The 16,863-nt window shown below is 27.1% G+C and carries 17 protein-coding genes; 5 read left to right on the top strand and 12 right to left on the bottom strand.

Annotated elements, in window-relative coordinates; all coding sequences use genetic code 11:
* Nucleotides 1-148 precede the first annotated feature (148 nt).
* The 3 genes from E5347_RS08765 to E5347_RS08755 all read right to left on the bottom strand — a co-directional run bounded on the left by E5347_RS08765 (nt 149) and on the right by E5347_RS08755 (nt 3,734).
* Nucleotides 149-1,054: an ROK family protein gene (locus E5347_RS08765; RefSeq protein WP_136006505.1), complete on the bottom strand. Its 906-nt coding sequence runs from the start codon at nt 1,052-1,054 to the stop codon at nt 149-151.
* Nucleotides 1,055-1,543: 489 nt separating this feature from the next.
* The gene (locus E5347_RS08760) at nt 1,544-2,497 is read right to left on the bottom strand and encodes a type I phosphomannose isomerase catalytic subunit (RefSeq protein ID WP_136006503.1); all 954 of its coding nucleotides are present in this window, start codon (nt 2,495-2,497) and stop codon (nt 1,544-1,546) included.
* A gap of 478 nt (nt 2,498-2,975) precedes the next feature.
* Nucleotides 2,976-3,734: an HAD-IIB family hydrolase gene (locus E5347_RS08755; RefSeq protein WP_136006501.1), complete on the bottom strand. Its 759-nt coding sequence runs from the start codon at nt 3,732-3,734 to the stop codon at nt 2,976-2,978.
* Between the two features lie 165 nt (nt 3,735-3,899).
* Between E5347_RS08755 and E5347_RS08750 the strand changes: the two genes are divergently transcribed.
* On the top strand, nt 3,900-4,115 hold the full coding sequence (locus tag E5347_RS08750) for a hypothetical protein (protein ID WP_136006499.1): 216 nt from the start codon (nt 3,900-3,902) through the stop codon (nt 4,113-4,115).
* 269 nt (nt 4,116-4,384) lie between these two features.
* The gene (locus tag E5347_RS16870) at nt 4,385-4,549 is read left to right on the top strand and encodes a hypothetical protein (RefSeq protein WP_168354938.1); all 165 of its coding nucleotides are present in this window, start codon (nt 4,385-4,387) and stop codon (nt 4,547-4,549) included.
* A gap of 476 nt (nt 4,550-5,025) precedes the next feature.
* Here E5347_RS16870 and E5347_RS08745 read toward each other — a convergent pair whose 3' ends face one another.
* The 4 genes from E5347_RS08745 to E5347_RS16865 form a co-directional block, all read right to left on the bottom strand.
* Nucleotides 5,026-5,208 (bottom strand): PspC domain-containing protein, encoded by a 183-nt coding sequence (locus tag E5347_RS08745; protein WP_136006497.1) that lies wholly within the window; start codon nt 5,206-5,208, stop codon nt 5,026-5,028.
* 75 nt (nt 5,209-5,283) lie between these two features.
* Entirely contained in the window at nt 5,284-5,544 is a 261-nt protein-coding gene (locus tag E5347_RS08740; RefSeq protein ID WP_136006495.1) for a hypothetical protein, read from the bottom strand.
* A 244-nt stretch (nt 5,545-5,788) separates the two neighbouring features.
* On the bottom strand, nt 5,789-7,270 hold the full coding sequence (locus tag E5347_RS08735; RefSeq protein WP_136006493.1) for a WG repeat-containing protein: 1,482 nt from the start codon (nt 7,268-7,270) through the stop codon (nt 5,789-5,791).
* 396 nt (nt 7,271-7,666) lie between these two features.
* Complete coding sequence (locus E5347_RS16865; protein WP_168354937.1) at nt 7,667-7,825, bottom strand: hypothetical protein; 159 nt, start codon at nt 7,823-7,825, stop codon at nt 7,667-7,669.
* 402 nt (nt 7,826-8,227) lie between these two features.
* Between E5347_RS16865 and E5347_RS08730 the strand changes: the two genes are divergently transcribed.
* The gene (locus E5347_RS08730) at nt 8,228-9,967 is read left to right on the top strand and encodes a methyl-accepting chemotaxis protein (RefSeq protein ID WP_136006491.1); all 1,740 of its coding nucleotides are present in this window, start codon (nt 8,228-8,230) and stop codon (nt 9,965-9,967) included.
* Nucleotides 9,968-10,244: 277 nt separating this feature from the next.
* On the opposite strand, the gene E5347_RS08725 is transcribed toward E5347_RS08730, so the two are convergent.
* The 5 genes from E5347_RS08725 to E5347_RS08705 all read right to left on the bottom strand — a co-directional run bounded on the left by E5347_RS08725 (nt 10,245) and on the right by E5347_RS08705 (nt 14,315).
* Nucleotides 10,245-10,538, bottom strand: a complete 294-nt coding sequence (locus tag E5347_RS08725; protein WP_136006489.1) for a hypothetical protein — start codon at nt 10,536-10,538, stop codon at nt 10,245-10,247.
* A gap of 90 nt (nt 10,539-10,628) precedes the next feature.
* The gene (locus E5347_RS08720) at nt 10,629-12,014 is read right to left on the bottom strand and encodes a HAMP domain-containing sensor histidine kinase (RefSeq protein ID WP_136006486.1); all 1,386 of its coding nucleotides are present in this window, start codon (nt 12,012-12,014) and stop codon (nt 10,629-10,631) included.
* Nucleotides 12,007-12,681: a response regulator transcription factor gene (locus tag E5347_RS08715; RefSeq protein WP_136006484.1), complete on the bottom strand. Its 675-nt coding sequence runs from the start codon at nt 12,679-12,681 to the stop codon at nt 12,007-12,009. The genes E5347_RS08720 and E5347_RS08715 overlap by 8 nt, the downstream gene beginning before the upstream one ends.
* A gap of 83 nt (nt 12,682-12,764) precedes the next feature.
* Complete coding sequence (locus E5347_RS08710) at nt 12,765-13,346, bottom strand: hypothetical protein (protein ID WP_136006482.1); 582 nt, start codon at nt 13,344-13,346, stop codon at nt 12,765-12,767.
* Nucleotides 13,347-13,751: 405 nt separating this feature from the next.
* On the bottom strand, nt 13,752-14,315 hold the full coding sequence (locus E5347_RS08705; RefSeq protein ID WP_136006480.1) for a hypothetical protein: 564 nt from the start codon (nt 14,313-14,315) through the stop codon (nt 13,752-13,754).
* Nucleotides 14,316-15,218: 903 nt separating this feature from the next.
* Between E5347_RS08705 and E5347_RS08700 the strand changes: the two genes are divergently transcribed.
* Together E5347_RS08700 and E5347_RS08695 are read left to right on the top strand one after the other, a co-directional pair.
* The gene (locus E5347_RS08700) at nt 15,219-16,523 is read left to right on the top strand and encodes an ectonucleotide pyrophosphatase/phosphodiesterase (RefSeq protein ID WP_207670467.1); all 1,305 of its coding nucleotides are present in this window, start codon (nt 15,219-15,221) and stop codon (nt 16,521-16,523) included.
* Nucleotides 16,524-16,643: 120 nt separating this feature from the next.
* A complete protein-coding gene (locus E5347_RS08695) occupies nt 16,644-16,835 on the top strand; it encodes a hypothetical protein (protein ID WP_136006476.1) in 192 nt (63 codons plus the stop codon).
* Nucleotides 16,836-16,863: the final 28 nt, after the last annotated feature.

Below are 16,863 nucleotides of genomic sequence, written 5' to 3'. Positions count from 1 at the left end.
AATAAAATTATTCAAATTTTGAAAATATTTGTAATTCTATTAGTTCCTAATTATTTTGCTTTGCAAAATATGACATTGACCTCTTAAGAAATAAAAAAGGGAGCTATCCTTATTGGACAACTCCCTTTGTATATACTAAAAATATTATTTAGTTTCTTTGTAGATAGTTAAATAAAGCTCCTAATAAATTTGCATCATTTCTAAACATACATTTTGCTATTTTAGGTCTTATAGTAGCTACTTTTATCTTACTCATAATTAAATCTATCTTTTCATTGATTCTATCTATAAAATCTTCTCTATTACTTATGGCTCCTCCAATAATTATTTTTTCAGGGTCATAAATATATTGTAAGTTAAAAATCCCCAAAGCATTATTAAAATAGAACTCATCTATTGCTTTTATAGCATCTTCATCTCCTGCTTCAGCCATTTCAAAAGCCTTTTTCCCATCAATTTCACTTTTATCAATTCCTTTAGCCTCTGCAATTCTTCTTCCTATAGAACTTGTTGCGCCTAAATTGCTCCAAGTTTTAAAGGTTAAGTCATCTCCTTTACCTTCAGTTTCTAAAACTGCGATTCCAAATTCTCCGCCAAATAAGTGTTTTCCTTTATGTATCTTCTTGTCCTTAATTACAGCTCCACCAATTCCTGTACCACATACAATAAATAATACATCGCTATTATACTTAGCTGCTCCAAGCCAAACTTCTCCTAAGGCAGCACAATTAGCATCATTTTCTATTTCTAATTTAAGTCCCAAATCTTCTCCAAATATCTTCTTGAAGTTATGATCATTAATACATGGTAATGCACTACTTCCACTTATGGAACCCATTTCACTATTTACTGCACCTGGTGCACTTATTGCTACTCCATCTATATTATATTCCTCTTTTGCTTTTTCAATTTCTCCTATAAGCAAAGCCTTAAATTTTTCAAAATCATTAGCCTCAGCTCTAATGGAATCCTTCTTAATTATTTCACTATTTTCTTTTATTATAGCAACCTTAGTGCTGCTTCCTCCAATATCAAATACAATATAATTTTTCATACTCTTAACCCTTACCCCTTATAAATTCTCATTGTTAAATAATTATATCAAATAATCATTTAGATTATATATAATATTCTAAATATTATTATATTTTTGTCAACTATAAGTATATTTTTGTTAACTATAAATTTCCTAAATATAAAAGATAGACTATTCTTAATGTTCCCCCACTACATAGGAGTTACCTATAAAAATTAGTCTATCTTTATTTAACTATAAATATCTAATTGATAGTTTATATTCCTTTTAATCCATCTATAATTATGATTTTACCTTTATTTAATTTAATTTGAATCTATCTCTAAATTAATATTTACGAATTAAAAAATTAATCATAGAAATACATATTTTTAAATTAGCAAAGTAATTTTTCTATAAATTATTTTATATAAATTTTTCTTTATTATAATCTTCTTTATTTCATATATTAAAATTATTCTTCTTAGAAATACTTAATTTCATATTCTAAAATTTTTCTTCTATGAACTATACTATGGGATAACTTTTCAATACTTTTAATTCACCAATAATAGTATATTCACCTAAGGTTGCTGGTATTAAAATACTATCTCCCATTTTAATTTCTTCAGAATATTCATTTCCATTTCTATCTATTCCTTTAATATGTCCATAACCTTCTACACAAGTGTACATATCAAAGTTTTCCTCATTACCTTTATCTTTATATTCCTTAGTTATAGATAACTTTTCAATTCCAAAGTATTCATTTTTACATAATAAGCTATAGCTATATCCATCAAAGGCTACTTTTTCTCTTTTACTTAAATTCTCACATTGAAGATCAAAATTTATAACATCAAGTGCCTTTTCTACATGTATTTCTCTAGGTCTTCCATAGTCATAAACCCTATAAGTTACATCACTATTTTGTTGTATTTCTGCTATAATTACTCCTTCACATATAGCATGTACAAGACCACTATTTATTAAGAAGCAATCACCTTTTTTTACTTCTATTTTATTTAAACATTCTTCTACCGTATTATTTTTTATCGCTTCTTCAAACTCTTCCTTAGTGCAGTCCTTAGTTCCAACTATTAATGAAGCGCCTGGCTTAGCATCCATAACATACCAAGCTTCTGTCTTTCCATAATCTCCTTCATATTTAGCTGCATATTCATCACCTGGATGAACTTGAACTGAAAGCTTTTCCTTAGAATTTATTAATTTAATTAAAAGTGGAAATTTTTCCATACTTACTTTATTACCTAGCAAATCTATTCCATGCTTTTCAATTAACTTATCAAAGGACGTACCTTTGAATTCTCCATTTGCCACTATACCTGTACCATTAGGATGGCAAGCTATATCCCAAGTTTCTCCTATTTCACCTTCTGGCATATTGCTTCTAAAAGATTCAAAATCTCTTCCTCCCCATATTTTTTCATAATACAAGTTTTCAAACCTTATAGGATACATTATAAATTTCCTCCCTTAGTTAATTTCTATTTTCCTATGTAAAAACAACCTTATGTTTATTATCATATTTAAAACATTCTTTCTAATACTAAAAGAATTTATAAAATAAAAATTTCAGTAATTCTATAAAAGAATTCTTAATTTCACTTATATTATATATTATAACTATTAGCCTTGTTTTTCCAATATTTTCTTTAAATAAGCAACAATTTATATCAATAATATACAAAACAATAATTTTATACAACCTTTATGTAATTCAATACTCTTATTTTATCCCATCACCACTATTAATAATTCTTCCACATTATCAAAGTGATAGCTTAGCACTGCTACTCACCTAGATTAACTCTTCTAAGCTTGAGATTGAGTAAGTTATTTTCAACCTCTGTGAAATTTATTTCGAGAAAATTCAATATTTAGTTCTCTACTTTTTAAGAAAACTCCATCCAAAGCTAAAAATCACTTTATCTTAACTTTATAAAATATAATCTTCTATACAATGAGCTACAGATGTAACAATATAATTTGCATGATTTTTTAATTTCTTCTCCACATAGTCAAAGGTAAAAGAATTTTCCGTAATATCAAACATACTTACATCATTCCAAGAGTCACCAATAGTATATACATCCTTCATATTAACTTCTTCTTGAGCTGCTATAAACTTTACTCCCTCTCCTTTAGAACATCCTTTAGGGACAATATCTATATAAATATCATTTCTATATGCAATTATTTCATCCTTAAATTCTTCATTAATTTCATTTTTTAATTTCTCTATTTCTTCAATATTTTTATTTGGACTATAAATAGAAATTAAACTAAGATCTTCGTCTATTTCATCTATAGAATTAACCCTTGTTTTACTAGGATAAGGCAGATTATCTCCATCATTTAAAAGGTAAGTATTAAATCCAGATTCAACAGAAATTGCTATATCATCACTATGAATTTTTGATAGTATTTTCTTTATAATACCTTTCTTAATTATCTTTTGCATTATTTTACTTCCTAAAGAATCAACAATTAATGCCCCATTTAAAAGTATAAAATAATTAGCTCTTATATTATATTCATCCTTAATCATCTTAACTCCATTGTAAGGTCTTCCTGTTGCAATAACTAATAACCTTCCTAAACTTTGTAATTTATGTACTGCATCTTTATTTTTTTTTGCCATACTATTTTTTTCTAATAAAGTTCCATCTAAATCAGTAGCTAATAATTTTATCATAATTTCCTCCATTTATTTTCTTAAATCTAAAACTTATTTACTACATTATTTTATCATATTTTATTATAAATTTTTACAATTTCATTATTTATTCAACTTTTCCTCAAACTAACATGAATTAAAAATCATTTAAAAATAGATAATAAACTATAAGGAGGGATTAGTATGTCCAAGAATTCAAAAAAGAAAAGTGTTTATTTACCTAATCAAAGAACTAATTATTCACCACCAAAACACGCTTTAATAAGTCATGGTAAAACTGAAAAACCATCAACTATGCTTCCTAGCACAATAATAGATGATATAGTTGTAAACAATATTTCAAATGTGGAGTTTGACTACACTGAAGAAAGTATCCTAAGCGTAGATGATGATATTTAATTATACCGTAAACTTTATGTATTATGCTTGGGTTCCGTCGCAAGCTCCAAGTCACCCTACACATAATACATAAAGTTTACTAGTAGAAATTAATATATTTTTATGTATCGGGACTAAAAGATGAAATTCAGCAAGCTGAATTTCTATATTTATAGTTAATTATTACTTATTAAGTATCAGTTAACTTATAGAAATCCTTCTAGTTCTAAGTCAACTTATTAATAAATTAAATACTAAAATAATATTTATACTTTAAGGAGGTTTTTTAGATGGCAAAAAGTAATGATAAGAAAAAGAGAACTGATGGTGTTATACCAATGAAGGGGAAGAATGTTCCTTCATCTCTTAATTCAAGTAATACAGCAACATCATTTAATGGCTACTCTAAAAAAGAAAAAGTATTAAGAGATAGTAAAACTAATCAACTTTATTAATTTAATATAACTGTAGACTATATATATTATGCTCGGGTTCCGTCGCAAGCTCCAAGTCGACCCACGTACAGTATATATAAAGTGCAATATTTTAAAATAGTCTTGGGTGACTTACTGCTAAAGGAAGAAATTCAACGAGTTGAATTTTAACAATTATTGTTAATCGTTAACTATTAATTGTCTTTCGCTGCAAGTCACCCTACACATAATATACGAACTGTAATACTATTTATATATAAATAAAAGAACTCTATTTATGGAGCTCTTAATATCTACTTATTCTTTTGCTACTAATCTCATCATCTCTGCTATTATTAACATTATTGTTGCTACTGAACACATTATAAAAGTAATTAGATTTTCTGCACTTATACTAAATAGTACACATAGAATATTTGATAATGCTCCTAATATTATAAATTACTCCATTTTTGATGTCTATGTTATTATAATTTAAAATTATTTCTCTATTATCCTTATAATAAATTATTAGAAGGCATAAGAATTAACAATGCAATATAAGGCCAAAATGTAATAGGCATAAAAAGAAAAACTAATATTCTTAATGTAGTTGAATTAAATCCAAAGTATTCAGCAATTCCTCCACATACACCTGATATAACCTTATCTGAATTAGATTTATATAATATTCTACTCATACACTCTCCACCTTTAATTAATATTTTCAAATTAATAATTCAAAAAATTTAGGAATTTACTTCATTTAATTACAATTATAATAATCCACCTAATAAACTAAGGATAGCAGCACATAAACTAAGGATGGCAACTACTCTACTTTTCATCCAATTCTGAATAGCTTGAATTAGCATTATCACACCCAACAATGGATCAGATGCATTTATCTCAATTTTGATACCTAAAATCTGCATACCCACAAATATTATTATGCTTATAGAAGAAAAACTAGCAATTACAGTAAGTACTTTCTCATCAGTTTGCTTTTGACTCCATATATATCTAACCTTTTCCATTATATCTCCTAAATTCTAGTTCACTTCTTTCAATTTAATATAATTATAACATATTTTGTAAATTAGCTACTATTCACTTTATAAATAAGGAATTCATTATTTATATCACAATAATTTCATATAAAAAAACATAATTAAATTCCACACTAAAAAACACCGCATATACTTTTTTTGAATAATACGGCATTTTCTTTAAATCATATTTAGATTTATCTTATCAATATAGTAAAACTATTCTTCTATCTTATAATCTAGGTAGAAGTTCCCCTTTAATATTTAGCCATTTAAACTCTTCTAGATTAAATTCCACTCTAATTAGGTCTTCCTCAAAAATTGTTACATTACTTGCACTATCTTCTATATCTAAAAGTTTTTCTCCTTTTTCATTTAATACAGAGTACTTTCCATCACTATTTTTAACTACCACTCTATTGAATTCCTCATAGCCACGTGCTTCTACATAAGTATCATCAGATAGTATCTTTCCTTTATCATCAATTAAACTCCCATTCATTTCCCATTCCTTATCACTTGCAATAAAGAAATCTAACCCTATTGGTATTAAAGACTTACTTTGTGCTAATATATTGCCTTTTAAGTCTAATATTAGAGACATATCTTCATTAATTGCTATTATACTGTCATCATATAAGCTCATACCAGTATAGTTATTATCAATTAAAACTTCTCCACTTTCACTTATAACCTTAGATTTATTATCTTCTTTTATTATGGTATATTTTTCTCCATTAATTTCATAGCTTGGTTTTTCTATCTCTATAAATTCGCCTTTTTTATTTATAAACTTTCTCTCATTATTTATTACCACCTGTGCACTACCATCAATAAAGGAAGAAGCATAATCAAATTGAAATGGTATTATAGTCTTTCCTTCTACATCAATATATCCCCATTTACCATCTTTAAGAACTGGTATTAATCCTCCTCTTCCTGGAGAATTTTTATCATATAAGAAATCAGTTAACTGCTTTCCTTTACTATCAAAAAAGCCTATCTTGCCTTCAGAGTTTACTACTTCAAATATCTGCCTTTCGCCTTCTCTTATTGAATGTGCTATTTGTACTTCTTCATAATTTATTGGTACTAACTCTTTACCTTTTAAATTAACTAAACCAAATTTATCTTCTTTCATTACAATAAGTGCATCTTCTACTTGATAAATATAATCATAAACTATATCTAATATTATTTTCACATTTTTATCAAAGACACCTTGCTTATTATTTAAGGTAACAATTATAGTACCTTCATTATTTATTTCAATCTTATCATATAATGCTTCTAATACTCTTTCACCTTCTAAATTAACTACGCCATACTTCAAGCTATCATCCTTAAAAAACATTAAATCATATTGTGGCACTGATACTACTCTGTATTCTCCAAAAGGCAAATACTCCTTACCACTCTTATCTATTATAGTTGCAGTTTCATTTTCATCATAAGCTTGTGTATATCCAGTTGATAAATATTCAAAATCTGCAGCAGATTTATATTTAGCCTCTATAATTATCTTACCGTCGCCATCCATATATCCATAAAGTCCAGTTTTATCATCTTTAAATCTATAAACTCCAATAGGTTCAAATTTCATTTCTTGCCCTGTTACTTCATTAGAACTTTGAATATCTTTCTCTTGTTTATTATCACATCCTGTAGCCAATACAGCTACTATGATTAATCCTAGTATAAAAATTTTTCTCATGTTCTTCCCCTCATAATATGCTTCAAATATTTTGTATATCTAATGCTATTTCATAGATTAATAATTTTTTTAATAATATTCTTTTTTAAACTACTGTTCATATTTTCCTATTCCATATAATATAATTTCAGGTTAATTATAGCATATTTTACGAATAATAATTTTTCAATTTTAGAAGAAGAAATTTTCTTAATGAGTTTGTAACCTAATAATACAAAATATATTTTAATTAAACGCTGAAAACACCGTAAAATTCATTTCTGAATAATACGGTGTTTATCTATATTCTATGTTTATTAAACCAAGGAACAAAATAGTCAATAAGCTTTAAAACTTGTTTTGATGTAATACCCTTAATTTCTTATTGCTCTTTAAATTTCCTTATATAATTACTTTTTAATCTTCATTTATTTTATCTTCTAAAAATTCGACTTTTCTCTTTAGGTCATCGAACTCACCCATGAAGCTTTTTGATTTTCTAAAATACCTTAATACTTCTAATATTATTATAAAAAATATTACTACTCCTAAAGTTGAAACAATAGTATTTTCCATCCCAGTTACCTCCCTCTAATAAATAAAACAATTCAACTATTCTGAGTTTACTTCTTTAATATCCTTACATCTACTGAATTGAATTATTCAAGGAGTCCTTAACATATTGTACGTAAGCCAACTTGGAGTTCAGAAGATCAGACAAGCATAATATATTAAAGGCTCATATCCAATTCTAATTAATTTTTATACAAATTATACCATTTAAATTGATTTAATTCTAATTAATATATAATTTAAATTGATATCTACTTCATTTTCTTTATAATCTATCGATAATTAAACTATTGACCTATATATAAATTGTTAAGATAACTTCATATTTTAATGTTTTAATACGAAATGTAAATTCTTTTTACAACTTATATATTTTATTTTTAATGTGTATTTAAGGAGATTTAGATGAGAAAAAAACTACATAATAAGACTGGTATTACTAAAGGTATACATAAAATTTCATTTAAACTTATAGCAAATTTTGCTTTAGTCATTGCTTTGCTACTGTTTATCTGGGTCTTAGGACTCTATAATATTAATAAAATTAATAAGGCTTCGGAAAAACTCTACTTAAACAATACTCTTGGAATTTCATATATAAAGGAGCTAAGTGAAAATTCTACATATAATTATCTTAGCAGTAAGCTATTAATTAATACTAAAGATGTTCCTGAGAGAAAAAAAATAATACAAAATATTGCAAATAACAATAACAGAAACACTCAGCTAATATATTTATATGACAAATCTATTACTTCAAATGAAAATAGGGAAAAATTTGATGAAATAGTTTCAAGTATAAAAAATATTGAAGAAGTCTCAAATAAAATTATAGCTTTAGTTGAAGATAATACAATAGATGAAGCTTCTAATTATGTTGAAGATCTTGATACTCTAAGAGAAAATCTTACTTTTAAGTTAGATAAGCTAATAGGATTAAATAATCGTTGGGCTGAAGATTCTCTTATAAAGAATAGGGAAACCTATAATTATTCAGTAAAAATTACAACTATAGTACTAGTACTATCATTAATAATTGCATTAATATTTGCAACAAGGATAACCACTAGAATATCAAAATCAATAAAGAAAATAATGACTTTATCAAATAGATTAGCAAAATATGACTTATCTGAAAATATAAATATAAAGCATAAAGATGAGTTTGGTGAAATCGCAACTTCATTAAATGTAGCTCAAGAAAATTTAAGAAATATAATAACTTCAGTAATTAATAGTGCTGAAAAAGTTAATTCTTCTAGTGAAGATTTATCTACTGCTATCGAAGAAGTTAATTGTCAATTTGATCAAATTAATGATTCCTCATTAGAAATTAGTTCTACAGTTGAGGAAACTAGTGCTATAACAGAAGAATTATCTGCTTCTATACTAGAAGTAACTTCAAGTATAGAAGTACTTTCTGAAAAAGCTACTGATGGTAACATAAATGCAGAGAAGATAGAAAGAAGATCTACTAAAATTAAAGATAATACTGAATATGTAATTAATAATACAAATAATGTTTATAGAAGTTTTGAAAATGATATAAAGACATCAATAGAAAAAGGAAGAGTTGTTAATGAAATAGTTACTATGGCAAATTCTATTGAAGCAATTGCTGAACAAACAAACCTTCTTGCTCTAAATGCAGCAATAGAAGCAGCTCGTGCTGGGGAACAAGGTAAAGGATTTGCAGTAGTTGCAGAAGAAGTTAGAATGCTTGCTGAACAGTCTAAGGTATCTGTTCAAAACGTTAAAAATACTATAAATGAAGTGAAGCTAGCATTTAATAATATTACAGATAGTAGCAATAACCTACTTCACTTTATTGATGATGAAATAATGAAAGAATTTAATAACTTTCTAAATGTTGGTGATAAATATGAGAAAGATGGAATGTTTATTAGAGAAATGAGTGAAAATATAGCCTCTATGTCTGAAGAAGTTTCAGCTACAATGAATGAGTTAAGTAATGCTGTTCACTCCTTAGCTTCTATGTCACAAAATTCATCTAGCAATGTTACTAATGTAAAAGATAGTATTAATGACACTAATAATGCTATATCACTAATGCTTGATTTATCTAAGTCTCAATCTGATTTATCTAATGAGCTTAATGAATTAATATCTAAATTTAAATTGTAGATATTATCCAAATTAAAATTGTAATTTATAATCAAATTTAAATTATAATTGTTACTTAAATTATAGGATGCTGTCACATAAAAGTGATATCAAGAATAAAAGGGAGAGTATCTAGTTTTGTTTTAACACCAAACTAGATACTCTCTTTTAATAAAATTTCATATTATGAAGGAAGTAATTTCCAATAAATTACTTCCTTCATTTTTTTAACTCATAAATGAGTTTATTCATTAATTATTCATTGTTAATTATTAGTTATTAATTGTGCGCCAGAACCCTACAGGCTTCCCCTATTTCTCATCATACCATACCCAGAGCCACCACATCTTCCTCTACCCATTCTTGAGTTATTTCCTTTTCCGTATCTTCCATTTTCTCCATCATACTTTTCATTATAATATTCACAATTAGGATTTCCCCAATAATCATTATCTGTATTATCTTCTATTTCAGTAATAGCAGATTTCCCATAACCTAAATTTCCTTCATTTGTTTCTGCCGAAGCAACTATAGCTCCAACTCCAACAGTGATTGCAGAAATTATTGCAATAGATAAAAATAGTTTTTTCATAGTCACTATACCTCCTAAATAACTTATACCTATATAATAACTATTACTTTTCATAAGATAATGATGAATTTGTGATGGATTTGTGAAAAGTTATATTTTTTTAATTAATTTATTAGGAACTATAAAATAAAATTCGCTACCTTCACCTAACTTACTTCTAACTCCATATAAAAATCCATGTGACATAATTATTTCTTTAGAAATCGCTAATCCAAGGCCCATTCCACCACTCTTGTCTCCCTTGTAATATCTATCCCATATATTTTTCAGGGATTCTTCATCTATACCTATACCATAATCTCTAACGTAAATTTCCACTCCATTTTCTATACTCTTAATTCCAAAAGTTATCTCATCTCTAGTGCTTTTAGAATGTTTTATAGCATTTGTAATAAAATTAGTCAAAACTCTGTATAAGTAATTGTTGTCTATTTTAACATAATAATTCCTATCATCTAATTCATTTTTAATAACTAAATTATTATTTATACTTACTATATTTTTTAATTTGTAGTAGCTTTCATTGATAAAATCTACAAGGTTTGTATCAGCAAGATTTATAGTACTTTTATTTTCTCTAAGCTTACTTAGTACTAATATTTCTCCTACTAAACTAGATAAAATATCTACTTCCTCAATAATATTAGTAGCATAATCTACTACCTCTTCCCCTTCTACTAAACCATCTTTGATTACTTCACTATTTGCTCTAATAACACTTAAAGGAGTTTTTAAATCATGACTTACATTACTAATAAACTCTCTTTGCATAGTATCTTTTATTTTAAGTTCTTCTGACATTTTATTAATACTATTATTTAATTCTTCAATCTCATCATTAGTAGTAACTTCTAATGTATTTTCATAAATACCTTTAGAGATATTATCTGCTCTTTTTTGCAAAGCAATTATTGGCTTAGTAAATTTTTCCCCTAAATAAAAAGCAATAATAATTGATAGTACTAGTGAAAAAATAAATATAGCTACAATTATTAAATTAACACTTTTAATTAGAGATCTAATTTCTTCATAATCCTTATAAACTACTATATCTCCATAGTCTGAAGATTTTTTTATACCAATATAAGTATTACCATCATCATCTTTAAAAATATCCTTATTCTTAACACTAGTAAAATCTATATTTTTACTATGATTCATCATCCCCATTTGGCCCATATGTCCCATTCCACTACCAGAATTATTTCCACTTGAACCTTGTCCCCTACTAATTGTCCTACACATATTTTTAACTGATCCATCATTAACTAATACAGCATATATATCAGTTAAATCAATGACAGTATTATTCTTAGCTGCTTCTAAAACATATTCGCTTGCAATTTCTAAGTCTGAATACTCATTATTTATGTAGATTTTCGGTAATATAGATGATGTTAAAATAAATCCTACTAAGATTACAACTAAGTTTATAAGTACCATGTATTTGATAATTCTTTTACTAATCTTATTCATCTTCAACTGTAAGGCTATAGCCTACCCTCCATATAGTTTTTAAATTATCCTTAAAAACTTCTATCTTTTCTCTAAGTTTCTTTATATGAGTATCAACAGTTCTTGTATCTCCAAAGAAGTCATATCCCCATACTTTTAAAATCAAATCTTCCCTTGAGAAAACTCTATTCTTATTCTTAACAAAAAATATCATAAGTTCATATTCCTTAGGTGTTAATATTACTTCCTCACCTTTTTCGAATACTCTTCTATTATTCTCATCAATATTTAACTTTCCTATATTAATTTCACTTTCAGTTTCTTTTAGTGTACTTTTCAATCTTAAAGAAACTCTTAGTACAAGCTCCCTCATACTAATAGGCTTTACCATATAATCATCTGCTCCAAGTTCAAGTCCAAAAATCCTATCTTCCTCTTCTCCTCTAGCACTAGTTATAATTACCTGAGTCATCTTATTTAAAGACTTTACCTTCTTTAAAAGATACCATCCATCCTTGTAAGGCATCATTATATCAAGGATTACTAAGTCATATATATTATTTTCTATTAATTCTTCTGCTATCTTGCCGTCACTAGCTAGTTCTATATTATATCCTTCCTTTTCTAAATATAATTTCATGACCTTGCTAATTTGCTTTTCATCTTCTACTATTAATATTTTTGACATTATTCCTCCATAAATCTTCATTAGTATTCTTAAAACCAATATACCATATTATTACTAAAATTAATTATTTTTAGATCCTTATTTTATTCCAATGGAAATCTTAAGGCTAAAGATGCCAAACTAAAATTAATTGGGTCATCACTTACATAAGCGTTATTCCCAAAGAATAATCCTGGATCCTGTTCTAACCTATTTAATATAAACAATATATAGTAATTCAATGGAGAAATATTTATTGTATTTGTATAAAGTGGAAGAATAGCATTATGGTTAGATATAACCATATTTAAAGATGGCGTATAATCAACTGTTACTTTAGGCATATTTTTAAGGGTTTCATTAATAAAGTTGTTAGCTGCCTCATCATTGTGAATAGTATTTTTAGATGAATGCTGAATATTTCCAAGTTCTACTTCATTAATATATACCCCTATTAAATATGTAGCCAAACTAATTTGGAGGTTTGTTTCAACATTGGAATTTCCAAATGAACAGTTATTATTTGTATTATTAATTGCTGAATTTGTGCTTATAAAGAAAAATAATCTATTATCATTCGCAAAAATTAATTCTCCATCTTTAATTATTGGATTGCTATTACCTAAAAACTCACTGCAAGGAGGTACTTCTCCACCAGCAAAGGGGTTACAATTATCCCTACTCATTTTCATACCACCCCGCTCTAATATTTCTACAAATCTTATTGTTTCTCTACTAATCTAGCTACATTTAATAACTTATAAAGTCTCTTACTACTCTGCCTATTCATTATCAAATCTAAGTAATCCTTTATCCACTGAAATTTTACTTTAGATAGTATATTACAGTATATGTTTTAACATTTGAATATAACGGCAAATATAAATATAATATGTTCCATAAAATAAACGGCTACAAAAAGAAGTCACCGTGTTCTGTTTTGAGGTGCAAAAAGTTTTTCACAATAAAAATCACAGGCACTTTCACAATATAAATCACAGCAAAACCACAAAAAGAAAGGTCGAGCATACGCCCGACCTTTTTAGTTCGTATTAATTTAAGATTGCGAATAAAAAAACTTGTGAATATGCTTATTGGTTAGTCAACATTTTAAACGGCGTATCTGCACTCCTTGTATTCCATTTAGAAAAAAATGTATTAAAATATTTATTGATTTCCTCGATTGAACTACTCAAATCAACTTGAGTTGAATTTTTTTCCTTCATCTCATTGATTAATGAATTAAAATCGTTATATAGAGCTTTGAGATAATTCTTTTCAGCATCTGAAATAATACCATCTTCTAAAATTCCACTAATGTTCAAGCCATCTAAATTCCCCGATTTAGAAGAGAGCGTAAAGACTAACTGGTTAAAACCCATTTTATCCCAATACAAATTATCATCAACATAGTTATGGTAGTAAAAAGTTACATCGCAAAGCCTTTCTATCTCTGATTTAGCATTTTTTATCGATTCTATGTTTTCGTATTTTGTTTCAGGGTCAAGTAATATAGTAATATTTTGCAGTCCACCATAAATTCGTGCAAGAAAATCAGTCTTTCTATCATTTTGTTTCGAAATGTAGTTTACATTGATTCCTATCGAAATAAAAAGAAAAATAACTACCATTAATGTGAGCCAGTATTTTCTCATAATATGCCTCCTTTCGTTTAACACGTAATATAATACTATTGCAAAATATTTATTTAACAGTATTATAACATCACCTTCAAATATATTCCATTTACTCTTTAGTAAACTTACTTTTTCACTTTAAAAATCACATTAAAATCCGCACAGTTAATAAAATTATTAACGATGTGAATTTACTTGTGAATTTGTATGTGTTTTTTATAAAAAACAACTCTAAAGCTAGCTTTTATGGCACTTTAGAGTTGTATGAATTTTAATGTGAAATTTGATGTGATTTTAAGTTTTGCACCTCAAAAGCGAAACCATTGAAAAAGAAGTTCTAGCTACTTAATATATTCAGAGTGTAACATTAGATTTTATTGAAATTCAGCTTCTCTGAATTTTTTCCTTTAGCAGGCCTACACCCCCAATTTAAAATTATTCAAGGAATTTTTTAACATTAATGATATGTATTAAATTGGAGATTTTATTATAATGAGAAACTACAATTCTTATTTAAGATAGCTAAGATGGCGTTAAGAATTTTTATTATTTGAGCAAAGCGAGTTATAAAAATTTAGCCAGCTTAGGTAGCTTAAATTTAGAATTGTATTCGAAATTATTTAAAAATCGGAAAGTTAATACATATCATTATGCTATATTCACATTTTAAAATAATTAACTTATTTTAACATTATTATTACATAACTGATATTCTATTTCATTTAATAATTAGGTATAATTAACATATGGACCAATTTTTATCCGATCGCTACCATTGCTAACACTCCCCCCTCTATAAGTGGGAGCTAAGCACTGCTACGCGCCTGGATTAGTTCTTCTAGCCTTCAGATGGATTAAGGTATTCCTGTTAAGAAAACTCCACCTGAAGCTAAGAATCACTTTATAAGGATGGCGAAAGATTTGAAAACTAAACATTTAATAATTATTTCCTTTGATGCTGTGTCTTCAGAGGATGTTTCAAAATTAAAGAATTTAAGTAATTTTAAATATCTAATAGATAATGGTAGCTTAATCACTAATGTTAAGAGCGTTTATCCTACCTTAACATATCCAGCTCATGCAACTATAATGACTGGATTATATCCTAAAAATCATGGAATAATTAACAACACTTTAAATAAATTTTCTGACCTTAATCCAGATTGGTATTGGTACAGAAAATATATTAAAGGTAAAACTCTCTATGATTTAGCAGTAGAAAAAGGCTTAACTACAGCTTCTCTACTTTGGCCAGTTTCTGGAAGAAGTAAGATAAAATATAACTTAACTGAAATCTTTGCTCCAAAGCCTTGGCAAAATCAATTAGTTATGTCTGCAATGTCAGGTAGTGTTTCTTATCAACTAGATTTAAATAAAAGGTTTGGCTACTTAAGAAAAGGCTTGGCTCAACCTGAGCTTGATAACTTTGTTCATGAGTCAGCTAAATATACTATTTCTAAGTATAAGCCTAATTTATTACTTATTCATTATACTGATGTTGATACTAATAGACATTATCATGGATATGATAGCAAGGAAGCTAATGATGCTTTAATAAGACATAATGAAAGACTTGGTGAAATAATAGAAACTTTAAAGGAAGCAAATATCTTTGAAGAAAGTACTATTGTTACCCTTGGAGATCACAGTGCCTTAGATGGTGGTTATATGATTAGATTAAATTCACTATTTAGAGAAAATAATCTTTTATCAGTAGATTCAAAAGGTAAAATCACTAATTATAAAGCAGTTGCAAAAACTTGTGATGGATCTTCTTATGTCTACTTAAAGGATAAAAATGATACTGAAACATATAAGAAGGTTACTGAAATATTAAATAATGTTTTAAAATCTAAAGATTCACCTATAGAATTTATTTTAAACTGTGAAGAAGCAGAAAAAGAAGGATCAGATCCTAATTGTAGCTTTATGGTAGAAGGTTCTCTTGGTTATTACTTTATAGATGAAGCCTTAGGAGACTTTGTAGAAAAAGTTCCCGAAAATGAAGTTGGAAATGTATCTCATAGGACTAAAGCTACCCATGGATATCATCCAAATAAGGAAAATTACAATACCTTCTTTATGGCATATGGCCGTGGAATTAAAAAAGGAATTGAGATCGATGGTGGTAAACTAATAAATCATGGTCCTACTCTTGCAAAACTATTAGATCTTAACCTTGGAAATGTAGATGGAGTTTCTGAAGATAGAATTCTAGACTTATAATAATGTACTTTATATAAATGCAAAAGGTGCTATCGCACAATGAAAAATTAAGAATAATTATTCATTTTTAATTCTTAATTCAGGCTGTTTGTGCGGCAGCCTCCTACAGGAGGGATTCAATTGAATAATAAAGATGATATTCTTGCTAAATACCTTGTTACTGGAATGATAATTGGTTCCCTAGTTGGTGTTATTTTTTCAATATTTATGAGACATAACACCTTCTTCTCAATAAGTGGCACAGGTTTTGGTCTAATATTGGGCTTAATAATTGCAAATATTACATGGTCATTGAAGAATGCAAAAAACTGATAATTGTTAATGGTATAAAGGGGGAAAT

The sequence above is a fragment of the Clostridium sartagoforme genome, from assembly GCF_004794105.1.
Taxonomy (GTDB): domain Bacteria; phylum Bacillota; class Clostridia; order Clostridiales; family Clostridiaceae; genus Clostridium; species Clostridium sartagoforme_B.
The sequence above is the reverse complement of the archived record's forward strand: the minus strand, read 5'-3'. Positions and strand labels throughout refer to the sequence as shown.